This is a genomic window from Dactylosporangium sp. NPDC049525 (assembly GCF_040676755.1).
Taxonomy (GTDB): Bacteria; Actinomycetota; Actinomycetes; order Mycobacteriales; family Micromonosporaceae; genus Dactylosporangium.
Genome location: NZ_JBFAPO010000003.1, coordinates 274,922 through 297,233, shown reverse-complemented (window position 1 = coordinate 297,233; position 22,312 = coordinate 274,922). Strand labels below are relative to the sequence as shown.

At 72.5% G+C, this 22,312-nt stretch carries 21 protein-coding genes; 13 read left to right on the top strand and 8 right to left on the bottom strand.

Going from position 1 to position 22,312, the window contains the following annotated elements; genetic code table 11:
* The first annotated feature begins 191 nt into the window (after positions 1-191).
* From AB0K00_RS08055 to AB0K00_RS08040, 4 genes are read left to right on the top strand one after another with little or no spacing between them, the layout of a single operon-like run.
* Entirely contained in the window at positions 192-1,019 is an 828-nt protein-coding gene (locus AB0K00_RS08055; RefSeq protein WP_363517197.1) for a cyclase family protein, read from the top strand.
* Between the two features lie 38 nt (positions 1,020-1,057).
* Positions 1,058-1,621 (top strand): M15 family metallopeptidase, encoded by a 564-nt coding sequence (locus AB0K00_RS08050; protein ID WP_363517194.1) that lies wholly within the window; start codon positions 1,058-1,060, stop codon positions 1,619-1,621.
* A 44-nt stretch (positions 1,622-1,665) separates the two neighbouring features.
* Complete coding sequence (locus tag AB0K00_RS08045) at positions 1,666-2,121, top strand: hypothetical protein (RefSeq protein WP_363517191.1); 456 nt, start codon at positions 1,666-1,668, stop codon at positions 2,119-2,121.
* Positions 2,122-2,147: 26 nt separating this feature from the next.
* Positions 2,148-3,029 (top strand): helix-hairpin-helix domain-containing protein, encoded by an 882-nt coding sequence (locus tag AB0K00_RS08040; RefSeq protein WP_363517188.1) that lies wholly within the window; start codon positions 2,148-2,150, stop codon positions 3,027-3,029.
* Here AB0K00_RS08040 and AB0K00_RS08035 read toward each other — a convergent pair.
* The 4 genes from AB0K00_RS08035 to AB0K00_RS08020 are packed head-to-tail and all read right to left on the bottom strand — an operon-like array spanning position 3,026 to position 7,001.
* On the bottom strand, positions 3,026-3,679 hold the full coding sequence (locus AB0K00_RS08035; protein ID WP_363517185.1) for an LUD domain-containing protein: 654 nt from the start codon (positions 3,677-3,679) through the stop codon (positions 3,026-3,028). The two genes, AB0K00_RS08040 and AB0K00_RS08035, sit on opposite strands and share 4 nt — an antisense overlap.
* The gene (locus AB0K00_RS08030; protein ID WP_363517182.1) at positions 3,676-5,223 is read right to left on the bottom strand and encodes a LutB/LldF family L-lactate oxidation iron-sulfur protein; all 1,548 of its coding nucleotides are present in this window, start codon (positions 5,221-5,223) and stop codon (positions 3,676-3,678) included. Before AB0K00_RS08030 ends, AB0K00_RS08035 begins: the two co-directional genes overlap by 4 nt.
* Positions 5,220-5,966, bottom strand: coding sequence for a (Fe-S)-binding protein (locus AB0K00_RS08025; RefSeq protein WP_363517179.1), 747 nt, complete (start codon positions 5,964-5,966; stop codon positions 5,220-5,222). Before AB0K00_RS08025 ends, AB0K00_RS08030 begins: the two co-directional genes overlap by 4 nt.
* A gap of 3 nt (positions 5,967-5,969) precedes the next feature.
* Positions 5,970-7,001 carry a LacI family DNA-binding transcriptional regulator gene (locus AB0K00_RS08020; protein ID WP_363517176.1) on the bottom strand — a complete coding sequence of 344 codons (1,032 nt, stop codon included), beginning with the start codon at positions 6,999-7,001 and terminating at the stop codon, positions 5,970-5,972.
* Between the two features lie 184 nt (positions 7,002-7,185).
* Here AB0K00_RS08020 and AB0K00_RS08015 point away from each other — a divergent pair, with 184 nt between their 5' ends.
* Genes AB0K00_RS08015 through AB0K00_RS07980 form a run of 8 tightly spaced genes read left to right on the top strand, consistent with a single transcriptional unit; the run spans position 7,186 to position 16,815 of the window.
* Entirely contained in the window at positions 7,186-8,673 is a 1,488-nt protein-coding gene (locus AB0K00_RS08015; protein WP_363517173.1) for a sugar ABC transporter ATP-binding protein, read from the top strand.
* Entirely contained in the window at positions 8,670-9,701 is a 1,032-nt protein-coding gene (locus AB0K00_RS08010) for an ABC transporter permease (RefSeq protein ID WP_363517170.1), read from the top strand. Before AB0K00_RS08015 ends, AB0K00_RS08010 begins: the two co-directional genes overlap by 4 nt.
* The gene (locus AB0K00_RS08005; protein ID WP_363517167.1) at positions 9,694-10,716 is read left to right on the top strand and encodes an ABC transporter permease; all 1,023 of its coding nucleotides are present in this window, start codon (positions 9,694-9,696) and stop codon (positions 10,714-10,716) included. Before AB0K00_RS08010 ends, AB0K00_RS08005 begins: the two co-directional genes overlap by 8 nt.
* Positions 10,717-10,773: 57 nt before the next feature.
* Complete coding sequence (rhaS, locus tag AB0K00_RS08000; RefSeq protein WP_363517164.1) at positions 10,774-11,829, top strand: rhamnose ABC transporter substrate-binding protein; 1,056 nt, start codon at positions 10,774-10,776, stop codon at positions 11,827-11,829.
* 22 nt (positions 11,830-11,851) lie between these two features.
* Positions 11,852-12,175, top strand: a complete 324-nt coding sequence (locus tag AB0K00_RS07995) for an L-rhamnose mutarotase (protein ID WP_363517161.1) — start codon at positions 11,852-11,854, stop codon at positions 12,173-12,175.
* Positions 12,172-13,350 carry an L-rhamnose isomerase gene (gene rhaI / locus AB0K00_RS07990; RefSeq protein ID WP_363517158.1) on the top strand — a complete coding sequence of 393 codons (1,179 nt, stop codon included), beginning with the start codon at positions 12,172-12,174 and terminating at the stop codon, positions 13,348-13,350. Before AB0K00_RS07995 ends, rhaI begins: the two co-directional genes overlap by 4 nt.
* Positions 13,347-15,347 carry a bifunctional aldolase/short-chain dehydrogenase gene (locus AB0K00_RS07985; RefSeq protein WP_363517155.1) on the top strand — a complete coding sequence of 667 codons (2,001 nt, stop codon included), beginning with the start codon at positions 13,347-13,349 and terminating at the stop codon, positions 15,345-15,347. Before rhaI ends, AB0K00_RS07985 begins: the two co-directional genes overlap by 4 nt.
* Positions 15,348-15,360: 13 nt before the next feature.
* Positions 15,361-16,815 (top strand): rhamnulokinase family protein, encoded by a 1,455-nt coding sequence (locus AB0K00_RS07980; RefSeq protein WP_363517152.1) that lies wholly within the window; start codon positions 15,361-15,363, stop codon positions 16,813-16,815.
* A 4-nt stretch (positions 16,816-16,819) separates the two neighbouring features.
* Here AB0K00_RS07980 and AB0K00_RS07975 read toward each other — a convergent pair whose 3' ends face one another.
* The 4 genes from AB0K00_RS07975 to AB0K00_RS07960 all read right to left on the bottom strand — a co-directional run bounded on the left by AB0K00_RS07975 (position 16,820) and on the right by AB0K00_RS07960 (position 21,210).
* Positions 16,820-17,467: a 4'-phosphopantetheinyl transferase superfamily protein gene (locus tag AB0K00_RS07975; protein ID WP_363517149.1), complete on the bottom strand. Its 648-nt coding sequence runs from the start codon at positions 17,465-17,467 to the stop codon at positions 16,820-16,822.
* A 61-nt stretch (positions 17,468-17,528) separates the two neighbouring features.
* Positions 17,529-18,581: a hypothetical protein gene (locus AB0K00_RS07970; RefSeq protein ID WP_363517146.1), complete on the bottom strand. Its 1,053-nt coding sequence runs from the start codon at positions 18,579-18,581 to the stop codon at positions 17,529-17,531.
* 107 nt (positions 18,582-18,688) lie between these two features.
* Positions 18,689-20,101 carry an FAD-dependent oxidoreductase gene (locus AB0K00_RS07965; RefSeq protein ID WP_363517143.1) on the bottom strand — a complete coding sequence of 471 codons (1,413 nt, stop codon included), beginning with the start codon at positions 20,099-20,101 and terminating at the stop codon, positions 18,689-18,691.
* Positions 20,098-21,210, bottom strand: coding sequence for a polysaccharide pyruvyl transferase family protein (locus AB0K00_RS07960; protein WP_363517140.1), 1,113 nt, complete (start codon positions 21,208-21,210; stop codon positions 20,098-20,100). Before AB0K00_RS07960 ends, AB0K00_RS07965 begins: the two co-directional genes overlap by 4 nt.
* Before the next feature lie 84 nt (positions 21,211-21,294).
* Here AB0K00_RS07960 and AB0K00_RS07955 point away from each other — a divergent pair, with 84 nt between their 5' ends.
* Entirely contained in the window at positions 21,295-22,311 is a 1,017-nt protein-coding gene (locus tag AB0K00_RS07955) for a potassium channel family protein (protein WP_363517137.1), read from the top strand.
* The last annotated feature ends 1 nt before the right edge of the window (position 22,312 follow it).

The window sequence follows — 22,312 nt, the reverse complement described above, 5'->3', positions numbered from 1 at the left end:
TTTAGGCGGCGAGGTTGCCGGTTGCCCTGGGTCGAAGGTCCCGCCACGCCGGGTAAGACGGCAGATCTTGCGCGGGTCGGTGCACGGGTGCAATGTGGCATGTCGGCACCCAGCACCGATCCAGGGCACCGAACCTGAGCACCGACCCAGATCACTGACCCGAAGCACGGACGCGAGGGGCGAACCACATCATGCAGCGACGACACCTTCTGACAGCGGCCGCGAGCGGTGCGGTGGCCGGCGCCGCCGGCCTGGCCGGCAGCGCGGCCGCGGCCGAGAGCGGGGGCGCAGCGTTGAAGCCCGGAAAGACCCGGCTGATCAGCCTGTCCCACATCAACGACCCGGCCAGGACCAACATCTACCCCGGCGACCCGGCGTTCACGCTGGAGACCATCGCCACCATCGAGGACGACGGCTACTACCTGCAGTTCGTCCGGGAGGGCGAGGCGACCGGCACCCACTGGGGCGCGCCCGGCCACTTCAACGCCGGCGAGCCCCTGGCCGACGACCTCGACCCCAACGACCTGTTCCTGCCCGCCGTCAAGATCGACGTGAGGGACAAGTGCGCCCGCAACGCCGACTACGCGCTGACCATCGACGACGTCAAGCAGTGGGAGCGCCGGCACGGCCGGATCCCGGACGAGTCGATGATCATCATGTGGACCGGCTGGGAGTACAAGTGGGGCACTGACGCCTTCCCGAACCTCGACGCCGACGGGGTCCTGCACCAGCCGGGCTTCGCGCCGCAGACGGTCCAGTGGTTCATCGACACCGGCCGGATCGGGCGCAACGGCGGCACCGGCATCGACACGTTCGGCCCCGACCTCGGCACCGACCCGGAGTTCCTGGCGTCGCTGCTGGTGTACCAGCGGCACCGGATCAGCCTGGAGATCCTCGCCAACCTCGCCAAGTTCCCGACGACCGGCGCCTCGATCCTGTGCGGCGGCTTCATCAACGCCAAGGGCTCCGGCTCGACCGCACTCATCTACGGCGTGATCCCGCCCGGCGTGCACGTCTGAGCCAACTGCCTCAAGTTGCGTCTCCGGGTGCCGATGCGGTGCGTGTGGAAGGCATCACCGGCATCGCCACCCGGATGGCAGAGATCCGCTACCAGCTCGCCGCGTTCCGGCCGCCGGCCGCGGCGGACCCGGCGGACCCGGCGGCGCGGGGCACCGCGTTCGCCGCGGCGATGACGGCGGCGACGGGGGTCGCCGGGGTCTCCGGGGCCTCCGAGGCGACGCTCAAGGAGCGCTACGACAACGGCCGCATCCCGGCCGCCGCGCTCACCGAGGTCGGCTCGACCGGGCACCGGCTCGCCAAGCCGGCCGCGACCGCCATGGAGGGGCTGCTGCGCGCGGCGCAGGCCGACGGCGTCACGATCGGGATCACCGACTCCTACCGCAGCTACGACGAGCAGGTCGACCTCGCCCGCCGCAAGGGGCTCTACGCCCAGGGCGGCCTGGCCGCGGCGCCCGGCACCAGCGACCATGGCTGGGGCCTCGCCGTCGACCTCGACCTCGACGCGAAGGCGCAGGCGTGGATGCGGGCCAACGCGGGACGGTTCGGGTTCACCGAGAACACCCCGCGCGAGCCGTGGCACTGGAAGTTCGCCGCCGCGTGAACTGACCCTCACCACCGCCCGGTGCCCGCGGCTAGGCTGCCGGGATGCTGGTGTCGTCGCTGCTCACCGTGCACCTGGCCCTGGCCGCGATGTGGTGCGGGTCGATGGGATACAGCCTCGTCGTGGTCCAGCCGAAGGTCGCCCGGTTCGGCTTCGACGACGAACGCCTCGAGGAGTTCCTCACGCTGCTCGCGCAGGGCAACCGCTGGAAGGTCGTGCCGATCGCCGGGGCGCTGCTGGTCACCGGCGCGGGCGTCGCGGCGCTCACCGGCGGTGGCATCCGGCTGACGTTTCTCGGGGTGTCGGTGTTGTACTGCGCGGCCGCCGCCGTGTTCGCCGACGTGTCCTGGCGGCACTGGCCGGCGCGGGTGTTCGCGCTGCCCGAGGAGCGTCCGGCGCTGCGCCGGGGCCTGCGCCTGCGGGCGTGGACGATGCTGGTCCTCGTCGGCACCGCGTTCGCGGCAGCACTCCTGGCCACGACGTTGCACGGGCAGTGGTGACGCGGCGACGCTGTTAGGGTTCGCTGATGTATCCCGCACCCGCCCGCCCGGGGTTCGGCTGGAAGCTGCTGCACAGCTGGTGGGTCCTCATCTCGATCGTCGGCGTCGGCTGTCTGAGCGGCGCCGGGTTCGTCCTGATCGGGCTGCGCGCCCGCAAACCCGGCTGGTGGGGCGCCGGCGTCGCGTATCTGGTGGTCGAGACCGGCCTGTTCGTCGCCTCCGACCGGGTCGGTGACGCCACCCCCGAACACCTGGACGACAACGTCGTGACGGCCTGGGGACTGCTGTGGTTCGCCAGCATCGTGCACTCACTCGTGCTCAACGTGTTCTGGCTGCGCTGGCAGGAGCAGCGCTACCTGGCCGCCCAGTCGCAGCCGTACGGCTCCCCGGCGGCGTTCGGCTCGCCCGCGGCGTTCGGCTCCCCGGTGGCGTACGGGTCGCCGGTCGGCCCCGCCTCCGCGGTGCCCTACTCGGGTGCGCCGTACTCGGGTGCGCCGCCGTATTCGACCGCGTCGTCCGGGTTCCCGGCGCAGGGCACGCCGCCGCACGGGTACGCGTCGCAGCAGTTCCCGGCCACGGGACCGATGGCGGCCACGGGACCGATGGCGGCCACGGGTCCCGTGGCGTCAGGTCCTATGGCGTCGGGTCCCATGGCGTCCACCACGCCGTGGCCGGCGCCGACCCCGTGGACGCCGAACGGCCCGGTCGACGTGAACATCGCCGACGCCGCGCAGCTCAGCACGCTCGAGGCCTTCGACAGTGCCCGGGTCGCCCACGTGCTGTCGGAGCGGCAGCGCCGCGGCGGCTTCACCAGCCTGGCGGATTTCGCCGCGACCGCGCGGCTGACGCCGATGCAGTTCGAACGGCTCCAGCACCGCCTGACGCTGTCCCCGCCGCGCCGGTTCTAGCGCACCAGCAGCACCACGAGGGTGCGCGGGCCGTGCACGCCCTCGACCCGGTTGAGCTCGATGTCGCTGGTCGCCGACGGCCCGCTGATCAGCGTCAGCGGCCGGGTCGGGGCCAGCCGGGTCAGCAGGTCCGGCACGGAGTGCACGACCTGATCGGCGCGCACCACGCAGAAATGCCGGTCCGGCACGAGCGTGATCGCCCGGCGGCCCTGGTCGGGGCCGCCGTCCAGGGCGATCGTGCCGGTCTCCGCGCACGCGGCCGCGCACGCCGTCACGACCCCCGCGAAGCCGTCGAGGTCGCGGGGACCGAGCGTGCCGTCGTCGACCACCACGTCCCGTTCGGTGCCGGCGGCGGCGTCGGTACGCGGCAGCCACTCGCCGGGCAGCTGCGGCGGGACGATCAACCGGCCGCCGGCGGGCATCGTGGCGTCGAGGGCGGCCCGCAGGTCGGCGGCCAGGTCCGCGGCGGTCGTGGTGATCACGGTCGCCTTGTAGTCGACGAGGCGGTCGACGAGCAGGTCCAGGAGCTCGGCCAGCTCCGGCGCGGCGGCGCCGGAGCGCCGGTAGTCGCGTGGCACGTCCGGCACCACCGGGTCCGGGCCGAGGGCGGCGCGGATCCGGGCCAGGACCGCTTCCCGTGCGTCGCTCATCGGTCCTCCCCGGAGGAAGCCGGACCCGACGCAGCCGCGGACCCGGGTGCGGCTGGGGGTGTGGTCGGGGGTGCGGCCGGCGGCGCGGGGCGGGTGCGCCACCACTCGCGGAACGTCTGCCCGGGCGGGCGGGGCAGGTCACGGCTCGCCGTCCACGCCGACAGCGGCGGCGGCAGCGCCGTGATCCGGTTGTCGCGCCGGCCGAGGATCCGGCCGAACCGCATCAGCCGCTCCGCGCCGCGGAACCTCGCGGGCTTCGCCATCACCCACGACATCGCCGCCATGGCGACGGCCTCCGCGGACGGCATCAGCCGCTCGGCCCGTTCCTCCACGTGCCGGGCCCGCAGGTGCACGAGCATCGCCGGGATGTCGATCCGCACGGGACACGCGTCGAAGCACGCGCCGCAGAGGCTGGACGCGTAGGGCAGCGAGGCGTTGTCCTCGACCCCGGTGAGCTGCGGGCTGAGCACGGCGCCGATCGGGCCCGGGTACACCGAGCCATACGCGTGCCCGCCGGTGCGCTCGTACACCGGGCAGACGTTGAGGCAGGCGCTGCACCGGATGCAGTGCAGCGCGGCCCGGCCCTGCTCGTCGGACAGCACCGCGGTGCGGCCGTTGTCGAGCAGGACCAGGTGGAAGTCCTGCGGGCCGTCGCCGGGGGTGACGCCGGTCCACAGCGACGTGTACGGGTTCATCCGCTCACCGGTCGACGACCGCGGCAGCAGCTGCAGGAACACCTCGAGGTCGGTCCAGGACGGCACGACCTTCTCGATGCCCATGACGGTGATCAGGGTCTGTGGCAGGGTCAGGCACATCCGGCCGTTGCCCTCGGACTCGACGACGGCGAGGGTGCCGGTCTCGGCCACGGCGAAGTTGGCGCCGGACACCGCGACCCGCGCGGTCAGGAACTTCTCCCGCAGGTAGGCGCGGGCGGCCATGGCCAGGTCGCGGGGCTCGTCGGTCAGGTCCTCCACGCCGGGCATGGTGCGGCGGAAGATGTCCCGGATCTCGGTGCGGTTGCGGTGGATCGCCGGGACCAGGATGTGCGAGGGCTTGTCGTCGCCGAGCTGCACGATGAGCTCGGCGAGGTCGGTCTCCCACGCGGTGACCCCGCCGTCGGCGAGGGCCTCGTTGAGCCCGATCTCCTGCGTCGCCATCGACTTGACCTTCACGACCTCGTCGGCGCCGGCGGCCCGGACCAGGCCGAGCACGATCGCGTTGGCCTCCGTCGCGTCGCGGGCCCAGTGCACCGTGCCGCCCCGGGCGGTGACCTGCTCCTCCAGCTGGATCAGCAGCTCCGGCAGGCGGGCCATGGTCGCGGCCTTGACCGCCTCGCCGGCCAGGCGCAGCTCCTCCCAGTCGGGGAGCTCGGCGACGACGGCGGCGCGCTTGCCGCGGATGGTGCGGGTGGCGTGCCCGAGGTTGCGGCGCAGCTGCCCGTTGCCGAGCGCCGTGCGGGCCGCGTCCGGGAACGACTCGTCGCCGCGCAGCGCGCCGACCCCGCGTGGCGCGTACACCGGCATCCCGAGAAACGTCGGGCTCATGCCGTCGCCGCCAGGATCTCCGCGAGGTGCACGGGTCGCACGCCGGCGCCGCCCTCGGTGCCGGTGGACAGGCGGGACAGGCCGCCGCCCATGTGCATGAGGCACGACGAGTCGCCGGCCGACACCACGGAGGCGCCGGTGGACAGCACGTTGCGGAGCTTGTCGCTGAGCATCGCCGCGGACGTGTCGGCGTTCTTCAGCGCGAATGTGCCGCCGAAGCCGCAGCACTGGTCGGCCTCGGGCAGCTCGACGAGGTCGATGCCGCCGACGGCGCGCAGCAGCCGCAGCGGGCGGTCGGCGACCCGCAGCATGCGCAGCGAGTGGCAGGTCGGGTGATAGGTGACCCGGTGCGGATAGTGCGCGCCGACGTCGGTGACGCCGAGGACGTCGACGAGGAACTCCGACAGCTCATAGGTGCGCTCGCCGAGCTCCTCCGCCCGGTGCGACAGGGCGACCCGCCCGGCGCGGCGGGCGACGGCGGCGTGCTGGTGGCGGATCGAGCCGACGCACGACCCGGAGGGCGCGACGATCGCCTCGAACCCGGCGAACGTGTCCACCTGGTGCTCGACGAGCTTGACGGCTTCGCGCTGATATCCGGTGTTGATGTGCATCTGGCCGCAGCAGGTCTGCGCCTCAGGGAAGACGACCTCGTGCCCGAGCCGCTCCAGCAGCTCGACCGTTGCCCGGCCGACCTGCGGGAACATGGCATCGGCGAGGCAGGTCACGAACAGTGCCACACGCATTGATCACCGCCCAATCCTTCGGGGCCGGCGGGTGCGGGGCCGGCCACTCGACTCGCGGACGATCAGCTCCGGCTGGAACACCACATGCCGGTGTTCATGGCGGCCGTCGTCCTCGATCTCCTCGAGCAGCAGGGCCGTGGCGGTGCGACCGAGCTGTTCCCGAGGCTGTCGCACGGAGGATAGCGGCACAGCGGCCGCGGCGGCGAACTCGATGTCGTCATAACCGACGATCGCCACGTCCTGGGGGACGCGGATGCCACGCTGGGTGAGGCCCTGCAGCACGCCGAGTGCGACAAGGTCGTTGGCGCAGAAGACGGCGGTGGCGTCGAACTCGGCGTCGAACTCGGCGGCGGCGGCCCGGCCGGCCGCGACGGTCAGGTTCGCGGTGGTGACGACGGACAGCTCCGCCTTGCCCCGCACGGCCTCGGCGATGCCGGCGTGCCGGTCGCGGACCTGGGTGATGCTGGCGGGCCCGCCGATGAACGTGATCCGCTGGTGGCCCTGCTCCAGGAGGTGCTCGCCGGCGAGGCGCCCGCCGAGCAGGTCGTCGACGGCGACCGAGCAGCGGCTGTGCCGCCCCGAGCCGCGGTCGACCAGCACGACCGGGGTGCCGCGCTGGATGAGCAGCTCCAGGCGCGAGTTCGGCGACTCGTCGACGGGCGTGATGAGCACGCCGCGGACCCGCTGCTCCTCGAGGAGGTCGAGGTGGCGGTGCTCCCGGCCGGCGTCCTCGCCGCTGTTGCAGACCACGACCATCACGCCGTGCTCCTCGGCGGCGGCCTCCGCGCCGCGGACCACGTCGGTGAAGAACGGGTTGGTCACGTCGAGCACGACGAGGGCGATCTGCCGGCTGTGCCCGGCCCGCAGCTGCCGGGCCGAGTCGTTGCGCACGTAACCCAGCTCGGTGATGGCGTCCAGGACCCGCTGCCGGGTCGACGAGGCGACCAGCTCGGGCCGGTTGAGCACGTTGCTGACGGTGCCGATGGAGACGCCCGCGCGGCGGGCGACCTCCTTGATGCCGGTCGTGTTGGACATCGATCTCCCGAGATCTTCTGAAACGTGTCAACGCGAAACTGGCCGCGTCACATGTATCAAACCGGTAACGCGATGGAAACCCTTGACGCCGTCGCGGGTTCCCTTCTACCGTCACTGTAGTCACTGCATGAAACGTTTCACAATGCTTGTTCAAGAAGCAATAGCGGTTCAGGAGGAGGGTCGGTTGCTGGTTCTCGAAGGCGTCAGCAAGTCGTTCGGCGCCGTCGCCGCGCTGCGCGACGTGCGCCTGGAGCTGCGCGGCGGCGAGGCGCACGCCCTCGTCGGCGAGAACGGCGCCGGCAAGTCGACCCTGGTGAAGATCCTGGCCGGGGCGCACACCCCGGACGCCGGGACAATCACCCTGGACGGCGAGCCGCTGCGGCTGGCCGGCCCCGCCGACGCCCGCGACGCCGGCATCGCCGTCATCTACCAGGAGCCGACGCTGTTCCCCGACCTCACCGTCGCGGAGAACATCTTCATCGGCCGGCAGCCGCTGCGCTCGATGCGCCGGGTCGACACCGCGGCGATGCGGGCGAGGGCCGCCGGGCTCTTCGACCGCCTCGGCGTGCACATCGACCCGGACCGGCCGGCCCGCGGCCTGTCGATCGCCGACCAGCAGCTGGTCGAGATCGCCAAGGCGTTGTCGTTCGACGCCCGGATCCTGGTCATGGACGAGCCGACCGCCGCGCTGTCCGGCGTCGAGGTCGAGCGGCTCTTCGCGGTGGCCCGCGCGCTGCGCGACGGCGGTGCCGCGGTGCTGTTCATCTCGCACCGCTTCGACGAGGTCTTCTCCCTGTGCCAGCGGATCACGGTCATGCGCGACGGGCGGTGGGTGTCCACCGACGCCACCGGCGAGCTGACCGTCGACCAGGTGGTGCGGCGCATGGTGGGCCGCGAGGTCTCCTCGATGTATCCGCGGCGCACCGCCGCCGTGAAGGAAGCCCGCCTGGAGGTCGACGGGCTGACCCGCGCCGGCGCCTTCGCCGACGTCAGCTTCACCGTCCACGGCGGTGAGATCGTCGCCCTGGCCGGGCTCGTCGGTGCCGGGCGCTCCGAGGTCATCCGCGCCGTCTTCGGCGTCGACCGCTACGACACCGGCGAGGTCCGCGTCGACGGCAAGCCCCTCGCCAAGGGCAGCGCCGCCGCGGCGATCGCCGCCGGGCTCGCCCTGGTGCCCGAGGACCGCCGCCAGCAGGGCCTGGTCATGGAGCTGTCGGTGGAGCGCAACGCCACCCTGCCGCGGCGCTGGTCGCTGAGCCGGCTCGGGCTGCTGTTCGGCCCGTCGGAGCGCCGCGACGCCCGCACCTGGACCGAACGGCTCCAGGTGAAGGCGGCCCGGCTGAGCGACCCGGTCGGCACGCTGTCCGGCGGCAATCAGCAGAAGGTCGTGCTCGCCAAGTGGCTGTCGACGGCCCCCCGGGTGCTCATCGTCGACGAGCCGACCCGCGGCATCGACGTCGGCACCAAGGCGGAGGTGCACCGGCTGCTCAGCGAGCTCGCCGACGACGGCGTCGCCGTCCTCATGGTCTCCAGCGAGCTGCCCGAGGTCCTCGGCATGGCGGACCGGGTCCTCGTCATGCACGAAGGGCGGCTCGCCGCCGACATCCCCCGCACCCGAGCCGACGAGGAGTCCGTGATGCTGGCCGCGACAGGGCAGGGGGCGTCGACATGACCGCCGTCCAGACCGCCGTGCCGCCCCGCACCGGGACCGGGGCGAAGCTGACCCACCGGGTGTTCCTGGTGCGGGAGCTCGGCATCCTCGTCGCCCTGGTGCTGCTCATCGGCGGCACCGCGATCAGCAACCCGCGGTTCCTGTCCGCGCAGAGCGTCAAGGACCTGCTGCTCGGCTCGACCATCCTGGCGATCCTCGCGACCGGCCAGGCGATCGTGGTCATCACCCGCAACGTCGACCTGTCCGTCGGCTCGGTGCTCGGCCTGTCGGCGTTCGCGACCGGCACCCTGTTCCTGGACCACCCGGGGATCCCGATCCCGGTGGTGGTCGTGGCCGGCGCGGCACTCGGGGCGGTGTGCGGTGCGGTCAACGGTGCCCTGATCGCCGCGGCCCGGGTGCCGGCGCTGGTCGTCACGCTCGGCACGCTGTATGTCTTCCGCGGTATCGACTACCGGTGGGCCACCGGCAAGCAGATCAACGCCGCCGACATCCCGCACGGGTTCCTGCGCATGGGCACCGCCACCGTCCTCGGCGTGCCGGTGCTGACCCTGTTCGCGCTCGTCGTCGTGGCCTGCGCCGGGTTCTACCTGCGCTCCTACCGCAGCGGCCGGGAGCTGTACGCGATCGGCTCCGACCCGGCCGCCGCCAGGCTGTCCGGCATCCGGGTCGGCCGCCGGGTCTTCGCCGCATTCGTCGCCAGCGGGGCCCTCGCCGGGCTGGCGGGCGTGCTGTACGTCGCCCGGTTCGGCACCCTGGACGCCAACGCCGGCCTCGGCCAGGAGCTCAACGTCGTCGCCGCGGTCGTCGTCGGCGGGGTCGCCATCTTCGGCGGCAGCGGCTCGGTCTACGGCGCCGCCCTCGGCGCGGTGCTGCTCACCACCATCGCCAGCGCGCTGCCGGTGCTCGGCATCAACCCGTTCTGGCAGCGGGCCGCGATCGGCGCGCTCATCCTGGCCGCCATCGGCCTCGACCGGGTCCTGTCCCTGCGGGTCGCCCGCAGCCTCCAGAAAGGCGGCCGCAATGGTTGAGCTGAGCACCGCCCAGCAGGCGGCGCCGGCCGCCCCGAAACGCCGGCTCCTGCCGGCCGTCGGGTCCTGGGACGTGATCGTGCTCCTCGCGCTGGTCCTGGTGGCCGTCATCGGCGCGGCGACCATCGACGGCGTGGCCAGCCCCCGGTTCTGGCGGTTCGTGACCCTGGAGATCGTGCCGATCGCGATCATCGCCCTGCCGATGACTCTGGTCGTCATCACCGGCGAGATCGACCTGTCGGTGGCCAGCACCCTCGGCCTCACCTGCGCCGTCATGGGGGACCTGTGGGCGCACGGCGTCACGTCGCTGCCGCTGCTGATCGCGCTGTGCCTGCTGCTCGGCGCGATCCTCGGCGCGGTCAACGGCCTGTTCGTCACGGTGTTCGGGCTGCCGTCCCTGGCGGTCACCATCGGCACCCTGGCGCTCTACCGGGGCCTGGCATACGTGGTGCTCGGCGACAAGGCCGTCGCCGACTACCCCGTCTCCTGGACCGACGCCGCGATCAGCCCCATCCCCGGCCTCACCATCCCGTGGGTCATCATCGTCGTCGCCGTTCTCGCAGTGCTCTTCGGCGTGCTCCTGCACGCCACCCCGGTCGGCCGCGGCCTGTACGCCATGGGCAACAACGCCGAGGCGGCCCGCTTCGCCGGGATCGCGGTCGCCCGCACCAAGTTCTGGCTCTTCGTCGCGACCGGCATGATGGCGTCCCTCGCCGGGGTCTTCTGGACGTTCCGCTTCGCCAGCGCCCGCGCCGACAACGGCAACGGCCTGGAGCTCGCGGTCGTCGCGGCGGTCCTGCTCGGCGGGGTCTCCATCTTCGGCGGCCGCGGCGGCATGATCGGCGTCATCGGCGCCGTCGTGCTGCTCAGCACCCTGCGCAACGCACTGCAGCTGGCGTACGTGCCGGCGAACACGCTCACCATCATCACCGGCTCGCTGCTCATCGCCTCGGTCGTCGGACCGAACGTCGTCGGCATGGCGCGCGAGCGCCTGCGCCGCAGACGCACCGCCTGACAGGACCACACACCCCATCCCACCCCCGTGCGTCCCCCGCTGAAAGGATTCAATCCCATGAGAGCTGGCAAGCTCATCGCGGTTGCGGTAGCCGCCGCGCTCGCCTTCAGCACCACCGCCTGCGCCGAGGACTCCGACCCCGGCACCGGCACCGGCGACAACGGCACCGCCGCGTCCGACACCATCAAGAGCGGCCTGAAGGTCGCGTTCCTGCCCAAGCAGGTCAACAACCCGTACTTCGACACCTCCGACAACAAGGGCGGCAAGGTCGCCGTCGAGGAGTTCAAAGGCGTCTACAGCGAGACCGGCCCGTCCGAGGCGAGCCCGTCGGCGCAGGTCAGCTACATCAACACCCTGTCGCAGCAGGGCACCAACGTGATCGCGGTGTCCGCCAACGACAAGGACGCCATCTGCGGCGCCCTCAACGAGGCCCGCAAGGCCGGCGCGAAGGTCGTCACGTACGACTCGGACACCAAGCCCGAATGCCGTGACCTGTTCATCAACCAGGCGACCTCCGAGGGCATCGCGAAGGTCCAGATCAAGCTCATCTCCGACGCGGTCGGCGCCGAGGGCGGCGAGATCGCGATCCTGTCGGCGACGGCGAACGCCACGAACCAGAACGCCTGGATCGAGATGATGAAGACCGAGCTGGCGAAGCCGGAGTACAGCAAGCTCAAGCTCGTCGACACCGTCTACGGCGACGACGACGACCAGAAGTCCTTCCAGGAGGCGCAGGGCCTGCTCGCCAAGCACCCCAACCTGAAGGGCATCATCTCCCCGACCACGGTCGGGGTCGCCGCCGCCGGCCGGTACCTGTCCGGCTCCACGTACAAGGGCAAGGTCCAGCTCACCGGCCTCGGCACGCCGAACCAGATGAAGGCCTACGTCAAGGACGGCACCGTCAAGGCGTTCGCGCTGTGGAACCCGGCCGACCTCGGCTACCTGGCCGCCTACGCGGGCGCGTCCCTGGCGTCGGGCGTCATCAAGGGCAAGGAAGGCGACAAGTTCAAGGCCGGCAAGCTCGGCGAGTTCACCGTCGGCAAGGACGGCACCATCCTGCTCGGCGACCCGTTCACGTTCAACGCCTCCAACGTCGACCAGTTCAACTTCTGATCCCGCTGTTAGGGGGTACGGCGTGCGCCGGGTTTGCTTCACCCTGCAGGTCAAGCCTGACCGGCTGGACGAATACCGGCGCCGCCACGCCCACGTCTGGCCCGACATGCTCGCGGCACTGCGCGACGCGGGCTGGCACGACTACTCGCTCTTCCTCCGCGACGACGGCCTGCTCGTCGGCTACCTCCTCACCGAGGACTTCGCCGCCGCGCAGGCCGCCATGGACGCCACCGACGTCGACCGGCGCTGGCAGGCGGAGATGGCGGAGTTCTTCATCAACGGTCGGCACTTCGTCGTCCTCGACGAGGTGTTCAACCTCGAACACCAGCTTGGAGCGTTGCAATGACTGAGCTCGCCCCGGAGACGCGCACGCGTGTCGCGGCACAACTGCGCGGCCAGCGGATCGAGACGGCGTCCTGGGCATACGGCAACTCGGGCACCCGGTTCAAGGTGTTCCCGCAGGAGGGCGTGCCCCGGGACCCGTATGAGAAGCTCGCCGACGCGGCGACCGTGCACCGGTTCACCGGCGTGGCGCCGAGCGTGGCGCTGCACATCCCGTGGGACCTCGTCGAGGACTACACCGACCTGGCCCGCCACGCCAGAGACCTCGGCGTCGCGCTCGGCACCATCAACGCCAACGTGTTCCAGGACAACGACTACAAGCTCGGCAGCGTCACCAACCCGGACCCCGGCGTCCGCCGCAAGGCGATCGGGCACCTCGTGGAGTGCGTCGACGTGATGGACCGCACCGGCTCGCGGGACCTGAAGCTGTGGTTCTCCGACGGCACCAACTACCCCGGCCAGGACGACGTGCGGACCCGGCAGGACCGCCTCGCCGCGGCGCTGTCGGAAACCTACGACCGGCTCGGCCCTGACCAGCGGATGCTCCTGGAGTACAAACTCTTCGAGCCCGCGTTCTACATGACCGACGTGCCCGACTGGGGCACCGCGTACGCGCACTGCGTGACCCTGGGGGAGCGGGCCCAGGTCGTCATCGACACCGGTCACCACGCGCCGGGCACCAACATCGAGTTCATCGTCGCGGTCCTGCTGCGCGCCGGGAAGCTCGGCGGGTTCGACTTCAACTCCCGCTTCTACGCCGACGACGACCTCATGGTCGGCGCCGCCGACCCGTTCCAGCTGTTCCGGATCCTGCACGAGATCGTGCTCGCCGACGCACTCAGCACGAAGGGCATCGCGTTCATGCTCGACCAGTGCCACAACCTCGAACCGAAGATCCAGGCGGTCATCCGCTCGGTGCTCAACGTGCAGGAGGCGACCGCGAAGGCGTTGCTCGTCGACCACGCCGCGCTTCGCTCGGCACAGGATGCCGGGGACGTGCTCGGCGCGAACGAGGTCCTCATGGACGCGTACAACACCGACGTGCGGCCCCTGCTGCGGTCGGTCCGCGAGGACATGGGCATCGACCCCGACCCGATCGGCGCCTACAAGCGGTCCGGCTACCTGGAGAAGGTCCGCGCCGAGCGGGTCGGCGGCACGCAGGCGGGGTGGGGCGCGTGAAAGAGCTCATCGAGCGGTCCCGGCGGCTCGGCGCCGACCCCCGCAACACCAACTACGCCGGCGGCAACACGTCCGCGGTGGGCACCGCGATCGACCCCGTCACCGGCGGCGACGTGGAACTGCTGTGGGTCAAGGGATCCGGCGGTGACCTCGGCACCCTCACCGAGGCCGGCCTCGCGGTGCTGCGCCTGGATCGGCTGCGCGCACTCGTCGACGTGTACCCGGGCGTCGACCGCGAGGACGAGATGGTCGCCGCGTTCGACTACTGCCTGCACGGCCGCCGCGGCGCCGCCCCGTCGATCGACACCGCGATGCACGGCCTCGTCACCGCCGCGCACGTCGACCACCTGCACCCCGACGCGGGCATCGCCCTCGCCACCGCGGCCGACGGCCCGGCGCTGACGAAGGAGTGCTTCGGCGACCGGGTCCTGTGGGTGCCGTGGCGGCGCCCCGGCTTCCAGCTCGGCCTCGACATCGCCGCCGTGCACCGGGCCAACCCGCAGGCGATCGGCGTCGTCCTCGGCGGGCACGGCATCACCGCGTGGGGCGCCACCTCCGCCGAGTGCGAGGCGAACTCCCTGGAGATCATCCGCACCGCGACGGAGTTCCTCGCCGCACGCGGCCGTCCCGAGCCGTTCGGCGCCGTCGTACACGAGCCGCTGCCGTCGCCGGAGCGCCGTTCGCGGGCCGCGGCGTTGCTGCCGCTCCTGCGCGGGCTGGCGTCCACCGACCGCCCCCAGGTCGGGCATTACACCGACGCGCCGGAGGTCCTTGACTTCGTCGCCCGCTCGGCGCTGCAACGGCTCGCGGCCCTCGGCACGTCCTGCCCCGACCACTTCCTGCGCACCAAGGTCCGGCCCCTGGTCCTGGACGTCGCCGGGGGCACCCCGGAACGGATCCGGGAGCTGTTCGCCGCCTACCGCGAGGAGTACGCCGCCTACTACCAGCGGCACGCCACCCCCGACTCGCCGGCGATGCGCGGTGCCGACCCGGCGATCGTCCTCGTCCCCGGCGTCGGCATGTTCAGCTTCGGCGCCGACAAGCAGACCGCCCGCGTCGCGGGGGAGTTCTACGTCAACGCGATCAACGTCATGCGCGGCGCCGAGTCCGTGTCCACGTACGCGCCGATCGACGAGTCGGAGAAGTTCCGGATCGAGTACTGGGCCCTGGAGGAGGCGAAGCTCGCCCGCCGCCCAGCGCCTCGCCCGTTGCAGTCCCGGGTCGCGTTCGTGACCGGCGGCGGCTCCGGCATCGGGCGGGCCGTCGCGCTGCGCCTGGCCGCCGAGGGCGCCTGCGTCGTCGTCGCCGACCGGTCCGCTTCGTCGGCCGCGGCCGTCGCCGCCGAGATCGGCTCCGCGGACGTGGCGGTGGCGGTCACCGTCGACGTCACCTCCGAGGACGCGATCCGGGCGGCGGTGCACGAGGCCGCCCTGGCCTTCGGCGGCGTCGACCTCGTGGTCAACAACGCCGGCCTGTCGATCTCGAAGCCGCTGCTGGAGACCACCGTCGAGGACTGGGACCTGCAGCACGACGTGATGGCCCGCGGGTCGTTCCTCGTCGCCCGCGAGGCCGCCCGCGTCATGATCGAACAGGGCATGGGCGGCGACATCGTGTACATCGCCAGCAAGAACGCCGTCTTCGCCGGCCCCAACAACGTCGCGTACGGCGCGACCAAGGCCGACCAGGCGCACCAGGTCCGGCTCCTCGCCGCCGAGCTCGGTGGGCACGGCATCCGCGTCAACGGCGTCAACCCCGACGGCGTCGTGCGCGGCTCCGGCATCTTCGCCTCCGGCTGGGGCGCGCAACGCGCCGCCGTCTACGGCGTGCCGGAGTCCGAGCTCGGCGCGTTCTACGCCCAGCGCACGCTGTTGAAGCGGGAGGTGCTGCCGTCACACGTGGCGGACGCCGTCTTCGCCCTCGTCGGCGGCGAACTGTCGCTCACCACGGGCCTGCACGTGCCGGTCGACGCGGGCGTGGCCGCCGCGTTCCTGCGGTGACAGCCGTCCTGCGATGACCGGACGCTTTGCCGCCGTCGACCTCGGCGCCTCGTCGGGCCGGGTGATGGTCGGCGACGTCGCCGACGGGCAGGTCCGGCTCGCCGAGGTCGCGCGCTTCGCCAACACCCCGGTCCGGGTCCGGGGCACCCTGCACTGGGACATCCTCGCCCTGTACCAGGGGATCCTCGACGGCCTGCGGGTCGCCGGCCGGGACGGCGCCGTCGACTCGGTCGGCGTCGACTCGTGGGCCGTCGACTACGGCCTCCTCGACGGCGACGACCGGCTCCTCGGCAACCCCGTGCACTACCGCGACGCCCGCACCGCGACGGTCGTCTCCCCGGTCCCGGCCGCCGCCCTGTACGCGGCGACCGGGATCGCGAACCAGCCGTTCAACACCGTGTACCAGCTCCTCGCGGCGGCGGACACCGCGCAGCTCGCCGCCGCCCGCACCCTGCTGCTCATCCCGGACCTCATCACGTTCTGGCTGAGCGGCACCGCCGGCGCCGAACGCACCAACGCCTCCACCACCGGCCTGCTCACCGCGGGCGGCGCCGGCTGGGACCGGTCCCTGGTCGCGCGGCTGGGGATCCGCGCGTCGCTGCTGCCGCCGCTGCGCGACCCCGGCAGCGTCGCGGGGCACCTACTCCCGGACGTCGTCGCGGCCACCGGCCTGACCCCCGACACCCTGGTCACGTCCGTCGCCTCGCACGACACCGCGTCCGCGGTCGCCGGCGTCCCGGCACGGACCAGCGACTTCGCGTACATCTCCTGCGGCACCTGGTCCCTCGTCGGCGTCGAACTGCCGTCGCCGGTCCTTACCACCGGCAGCTACGAGGCCGGCTTCACCAACGAGATCGGCGTCGACGGCACCGTGCGCTACCTGCGCAACGTCATGGGCCTGTGGCTGCTCCAGGAATGCATGCGCGACTGGGACAGCGAATCCGGCGGGGTCTCAGGGGTCTCCGGGGTCTCACTGCCGGCGCTGCTCGCCGGGGCCGCCGCCGCGCCGGCGCTGCGCAGCGTCGTGGACGCCACCGACCCGCGGTTCCTCGCGCCCGGCGACATGCCCGCCCGCATCGGCGCGGCCCTGCGGGAGACGGGCCAGCCCGTGCCCGCCGACCCGGCCGCGATGACCCGCTGCATCCTGGACAGCCTCGCCCTCGCATACCGGCGGGCCGTCCACGACGCCCAGCGGCTCACCGGCCGGCACGTCGACGTCGTGCACCTCGTCGGCGGCGGCGCCCAGAACGCCCTGCTCTGCCAGCTCACCGCCGACGCCTGCGAGCTGCCCGTCGAGGCCGGACCGGTCGAGGCCGGAGCCCTCGGCAACGTCCTCGTCCAGGCCCGCGCCCTCGGTCTCGTCGCCCCCGACCTGCCGTCGATGCGCGCCCTGATCCATTCGTCCCGCACCTACCGGCCCCGGCCCGGCGGCCAGTGGGCGGCCGCGGCGGGCCGCCTACCCGGTTAGCGCGTCACCGTTCGACGTGCCCGGCGGTGCGGATCAGGTCCGGCTCGGCGGCGAACCGCCCCCGGAACGCCTTCGGCGCGCCCGGCGACTCGTCCAGCTTCTCCTGCAGGATCGCGGCTTCGAACGTCCCCGCCGCCACGTCGATGGTCAGCCTCGCCTCATGGAAGTCCAGCCACGTGCCCATGATCGGCGACCACATCTTGAACACGGTCTCCTTGGCGCTGAAGTGCACCGCCGGCCACCACGGCTCATCCGGCCGCGCCGCGCACCAGGCGATCTCCTCCGGCAGGCAGATCGACGGCACGATGTTCGCCGGCAGCACCGTGCGGCGCTCCGCGTCGATCCCGACCGCCCGCAGGTCCGGCACCAGCCCGACGGCGACCGCGCAGTAGCCCTTGGTGTGGGTGATGCTCCCGACCGCGCCCGCCGGCCAGATCGGCGCCCGGCTCGGCGCCGGCAGCACCGGCTGGCCGTGGATCCCGACCTTCTCCAGCGCCCGCCGCGCGCACACCCGGCCCGCGGTGTATTCGCGTCGCCGCCCCTCAACCGCCCGCGGCGACAGGTGCAGCGCCTCGTCGGGCAGCAACGCACCGGTCCAGTCGTCGTCGGTGGCGACCTCGACCACCACGAACTCGGGCAACAGGTCACGCACGAGCCGGAACTCTACCCCACCGCCGCCACCGTCCCCCGCGCCGATGATCGAGCGCGGCGAATCAGTCTGCGGCGGGCCGGCGGACGAGCAGGGTGCCGAGGACCGCGCCCGCCAGGCTGGTCAGGACGACCACGCCGGCCCAGAGCTCCACCGACCACGCCACCCCCAGCGACGTCTGCACGCCGATCAGGTGGGTGGCCCAGACCAGCAGCGGCGTCACGGCGCCGACCGCGACCGGGACCAGGCGCGGGCGCCGGGCCGCGACCCACAGCACGGCCGCGTCGGCGACGGCGGCGCCGGCGAGGGGCCACAGCTGGGCGGCGAGGTTCTCGAAGTCGTTGAAGACGCCGTTGGGGATCGAGGCGGCGGCGACGACGACCGTGATGAGGCCGGCGGGGACGCGACCGAGGCGGGTCCAGGCGAACAGGACGGCGGCGACGACGAGCACGGTGAACGTGAGGTACTGCGCGAGCCCGAACGCCTGGCCGTTGCCGTAGCCGTCGAACGCGGCGGGCGCGTCGATGAACGGGGACAGGTAGTCGAGGAAGAACGCGGCGATGCCGACCGCGCTCAGCATGCTCAGCACGACCGGCAGGTCGCCGACGGGCGACCGGCGCACTGAGGCGGCTGTGCGGGCGGCTGGGCGGGCGGCTGGGCGGGCGGCGGCGGCGCGGACCGGCGTGGTGATCATCAGCATGCCGGCGGTCAGCAGCAGCAGGTGCGGCGGGCTGAGCAGGGCCTCGAGGTTGACCTCGATGCCGAGCAGCGTGTGCCAGGCCATGTCGACGGCGCCGCCGACGGCGAAGAGGATCGCGCCGAGCAGGCCGGGCCCGTAACCGGCGGGGACCCAGTCGCGGACCGGGCCGGCGGGGCGGCCCCGCCACAGACTCGCCGGGACGAGCGCGAGGGCGAGGGCCACGTAGCCGCTGTAGAGCACGCCGTGCCACGGGGTGAAGAACGTCTCCAGCTCAGGCACGTGCGAGTGCGCCCAGCCGTCGAGGTAGAGCCCGCCGGTGAGCCAGAGCGTGGCGAGCGCGACGACCAGGTCCCGGCGCGGGGTGGAGGCCGGCCGGCCCGGGGTGATCGTCAGGTGCGCAGCGGTGGTGGTCGCCATGGATCGATCCTGACGCATCGACGGGACGGAGGCGACCCCGTTGGACGGAAATGCACGCAGCGTCAATGCTCAACCACTATCAGTCAGTCGCGATCGGTCAGTCATGATCAGTCGGGCAGGCTGGCGCCCTGCGCGCGCAGGACCCGCTGGACGTGCGCCACGGGGATCTCCCGCGGCGGCTTGCCGGCGCGGGCCGCGAGCGCCGCGCACACGCCGGCGGCCTGGCCGGTCGCCATCGAGATGGGCATGATCCGGTAGGAGCTGTGCGCCACGTGGTCGCCGGAGATGCAGCGCCCCGCGACCAGCAGCCGGTCCACGTCCCGGGGGAGCAGCGTGCGCAGCGGGATGTCGTAGGAGGTGCCCTGTGGCAGGCGGCGCAGGATCGTGCCGGGGCCGTTCGGGTTGTGGATGTCGACCGGGTAGGCGCCGCGCGCCACCACGTCGGGGAACTTCCGCGCGTCGAGGACGTCCTGGCCGGTGAGCTGGTAGTCGCCGAGGACCCGGCGGGTCTCCCGGACGCCGACCTGCACACCGCTCTGGATGACGTACGAGGACTCGAAGCCGGGCACCCGGGTCCGCAGGAACCGGGAGATGCTGGCCAGCTGGCGGTGCATCGTCAGCTCCGCCCTGGTCAGGTCCCACACGCTGACGCCGAGGCCGCCGAAGCGGGTCGAGTTCACCGACACCTCGTCGTCGTGCGGGGTGGCGAAGAACAGGATGTCCTCCCGCGGCAGGTCCAGCTCGCCGGCGTCGCGGGCGACCCGGATCAGGTCCCACAGGCCGTGCACACCCTTCCACTGGTCGGGGTGCTCGCGGACGTACTCGAGGAAGCCGTCGCGCTCCATGTTGCCGATCCGGAACATCAGCGTCATCGGCTGGGTGAGGCCGTCCTCGGGGCGGCCGACCTCGTACGGCGCGCCGGCCGACGCGGCCAGGTCGCCGTCGCCGGTGCAGTCGACGACGACGTCGGCGTCGATCACGACGGGGCCGGACTTCGTCTCGAACACCACCCGGGAGGCGTCCGGCAGTGCGATGAGGTCGGAGGCGAACGCGTGCAGCAGCAGCTTCACGCCGGAGCCGCCGAGCATGTCGTAGGTGACGAGCTTGAACACCTCCGGGTCGAACGGCACCGTGTACCCGGTCTCCTTCGCCGGGGTGATCGCCCCGCCGGCGCGGACCAGGCGGTCCAGCAGCATCCACAGCACCCCGGCGACGACCGGCTCGCCCTCGCCGTGGTCGGTGGGCAGCAGCCGGCTGTCGTCACCGGCGACCGCCTGCTTGATCTCGTTGTGGAAGCTCATGAGGGGCATGACGAGGGCCGCGGTGGCGTTGCCGCCGAGGAACCCGTACCGCTCGACCAGCACGACGTCGGCCCCGGCGGCGGCCGCGCCCATCGCCGCGCCGAACCCGGCCGGGCCGCCGCCGACGACGAGGACCTCGGCGTGCCCGCCGTACTCCGCGGTTCGTGGCGGCAGGTGTACCCGCTGCGCCCCGTCCGGCCTGTGCAAGGCACTGTTCATGCGGCCACCTTCGGCCGGTCCAGTTGCGCGCCGAGGCGCCGGCCGGTCTCCGTGGCCCGCTGCTTGAGCGCCGCGACCCTCGACGCGGTCTCCTCCAGGCGCTGCGGCCGCTCGTCCCACAGCCGGTCGACCTGGGCCAGCAGTGGCCCCGCCGCCTCCCGGACCACGCCACGCGGCACCGGCGCGCCGATGCGCTGGGCGAAGTCGAAGACCTTCCCCGCGTACGGCAGCGCCAGCAGCGGCACCCCGGCGAGCGCGGCGAACATCAGGAAGTGCAGCCGCATGCCGACGGCCAGGTCGAGATGTTTCATCAGGTCCAGGATCTGGCCGGGCCGGTAGTCGCCGTGCAGGACCCGGCAGTGCTCCGCCGCCGTCATCCGGGACAGCACCGCGTGGGCGTGCCGGATGTCGGAGCGTTCCATCGGCACGAACAGCAGCGCCGCGTCGAGCCGGTGCACGATGAAGTCGCCGACGTGGGCGAGGAGCTGGTGATACCCGTCGGCGTCGAGGTGCTGCGCGGCCCGGCCCGGCTCGCGCACACTCATGCCGACGACCCGTCGCCCGGCCGGCAGCGAGTCACGCAGCAGCCCGACGTCGAACTCCTCCGGGGTCAGCAGCAGCGCCGGGTCGGCGGTCACGGAGACCTGGCAGGTCACCCCCGCCTCCTCGAGCGCGACCTTGGACTCCTCGTCCCGGACGGTCACCTCGACCGCCTGCGCGAGGACGTCGCGCGCCATCGCGCAGTCGGTCTCCTCCGTCAGCGGGCCGGCGCCCAGCGCGTAGGTGAAGACCGGCACCCGCTGCTCCTGTGCGGTGCGCACCACCCGGAGATAGCGGCGCGCCTCCGTGTCGTACAGGATGCCGCCGCCGCCGAGCACCAGCAGGTCCAGCCGCTGCAGCTCCGCCGTGGTCCGGTCCCGGCTCACCCCTTCCCACGGCGCGACCTCGACGTCAGGGTGTGCCGCGGCGGTGTGCCCGGGTTCCCGGGAGAACACCAGGACGTGCACATCCGGCCGCCGGGCCCGCAGATCGGCGAGGATGCTCGTCAGGATTGCCTCGTCGCCGAGGTTGCAGCCACCGTATGAGCCGAGCACGCCCACTCTTGTCATGGGCGCCCGCTACCCAACGGGCGTCGTGTCATACCTTGCCCGTATGGTGGGTTTCGACCATTCAGCAATCCGTGGGCGGGGCACGTGATCCAGTTTCCGGCTCAGCGGCGTGGCCCGCTGCGGGCGATCAGCTCGCGGCTGGGTTTCGCGGTCGTGCTCGTGTCCGTGATCGTCCTGGTCATCTTCGTCGACCGGGCGGGCTACCGGGATGTCAACAACGACGGGCTCACCCTGCTCGACTGCTTCTACTACGCGGTCGTCACCCTGTCGACCACCGGTTATGGCGACATCACCCCGGTGTCGGAGTCGGCCCGCCTGGCCAACATCCTGATCATCACCCCGGCCCGCGTGCTCTTCCTGATCATCCTGGTCGGCACCACCCTGGAAGTCCTGACCGAGCAGTACCGCACCAACCTCAGGTTGCAGCGGTGGAGGAAGCGCGTGAAGAACCACGTCATCGTCTGCGGCTACGGCACCAAGGGCCGGGCGGCCGTCAGCACCCTGCTGGAGAACGGGCTGGACAAGTCCCAGGTCGTCGTGGTGGAGAGCGACTCTGCCGCCGTGCGCCAGGCGCAGTCCGATGGCCTCGTCGTCGTCGAGGGCTCCGCGACCCGCTCGGCGGTGCTCAAGGAGGCCCGGGTCGAGGACGCCAAGGCGATCATCATCGCGACCGACAGCGACGACGCGTCGGTCCTGGTCACGCTCACCGTGCGGCAGCTGACCGCCGGCAAGGTCTCCATCATCGCCGCGGCCCGCGAGGCCGAGAACGCGCCGCTGCTGCGCCAGTCCGGCGCCCACCACGTGATCGTCTCCTCCGCCACCGCCGGGCGGCTGCTGGGCCTGTCGACGACCGCGCCGCCGCTCATCGAGGTCGTCGAGGACCTGCTCACCCCCGGCCAGGGCATGGCCCTGGCGATGCGCTCGGCCCGCCGCGACGAGGTCGGCTCGGCGCCGCGGGAGCTGACGGAGCTGGTCATCGCCCTGTTCCGGCGGGGCAAGGTGCTGTCGCTCGCCGACCCCGAGGGCACCACGATCCAGACCGGCGACATGGTCGTCTACGTCCGCGACGACCGCCCGCAGGCCGCCCCGGCCATGCCGTGAC

What these genes read in the sequence shown, in the direction of transcription:
- AB0K00_RS08030 (WP_363517182.1), bottom strand. Translation starts at nt 5,223, where the DNA reads ATGAGCCCGACGTTTCTCGGGATGCCGGTGTACGCGCCACGCGGGGTC.
- AB0K00_RS08010 (WP_363517170.1), top strand. Translation starts at nt 8,670, where the DNA reads ATGACCGCCGTCCAGACCGCCGTGCCGCCCCGCACCGGGACCGGGGCG.
- AB0K00_RS07980 (WP_363517152.1), top strand. Translation starts at nt 15,361, where the DNA reads ATGACCGGACGCTTTGCCGCCGTCGACCTCGGCGCCTCGTCGGGCCGG.
- AB0K00_RS08040 (WP_363517188.1), top strand. Translation starts at nt 2,148, where the DNA reads ATGTATCCCGCACCCGCCCGCCCGGGGTTCGGCTGGAAGCTGCTGCAC.
- AB0K00_RS08035 (WP_363517185.1), bottom strand. Translation starts at nt 3,679, where the DNA reads ATGAGCGACGCACGGGAAGCGGTCCTGGCCCGGATCCGCGCCGCCCTC.
- AB0K00_RS07965 (WP_363517143.1), bottom strand. Translation starts at nt 20,101, where the DNA reads ATGAACAGTGCCTTGCACAGGCCGGACGGGGCGCAGCGGGTACACCTG.
- AB0K00_RS08055 (WP_363517197.1), top strand. Translation starts at nt 192, where the DNA reads ATGCAGCGACGACACCTTCTGACAGCGGCCGCGAGCGGTGCGGTGGCC.
- rhaI (WP_363517158.1), top strand. Translation starts at nt 12,172, where the DNA reads ATGACTGAGCTCGCCCCGGAGACGCGCACGCGTGTCGCGGCACAACTG.
- AB0K00_RS08020 (WP_363517176.1), bottom strand. Translation starts at nt 7,001, where the DNA reads ATGTCCAACACGACCGGCATCAAGGAGGTCGCCCGCCGCGCGGGCGTC.
- AB0K00_RS07970 (WP_363517146.1), bottom strand. Translation starts at nt 18,581, where the DNA reads ATGGCGACCACCACCGCTGCGCACCTGACGATCACCCCGGGCCGGCCG.
- AB0K00_RS08005 (WP_363517167.1), top strand. Translation starts at nt 9,694, where the DNA reads ATGGTTGAGCTGAGCACCGCCCAGCAGGCGGCGCCGGCCGCCCCGAAA.
- rhaS (WP_363517164.1), top strand. Translation starts at nt 10,774, where the DNA reads ATGAGAGCTGGCAAGCTCATCGCGGTTGCGGTAGCCGCCGCGCTCGCC.
- AB0K00_RS08025 (WP_363517179.1), bottom strand. Translation starts at nt 5,966, where the DNA reads ATGCGTGTGGCACTGTTCGTGACCTGCCTCGCCGATGCCATGTTCCCG.
- AB0K00_RS08045 (WP_363517191.1), top strand. Translation starts at nt 1,666, where the DNA reads ATGCTGGTGTCGTCGCTGCTCACCGTGCACCTGGCCCTGGCCGCGATG.
- AB0K00_RS07960 (WP_363517140.1), bottom strand. Translation starts at nt 21,210, where the DNA reads ATGACAAGAGTGGGCGTGCTCGGCTCATACGGTGGCTGCAACCTCGGC.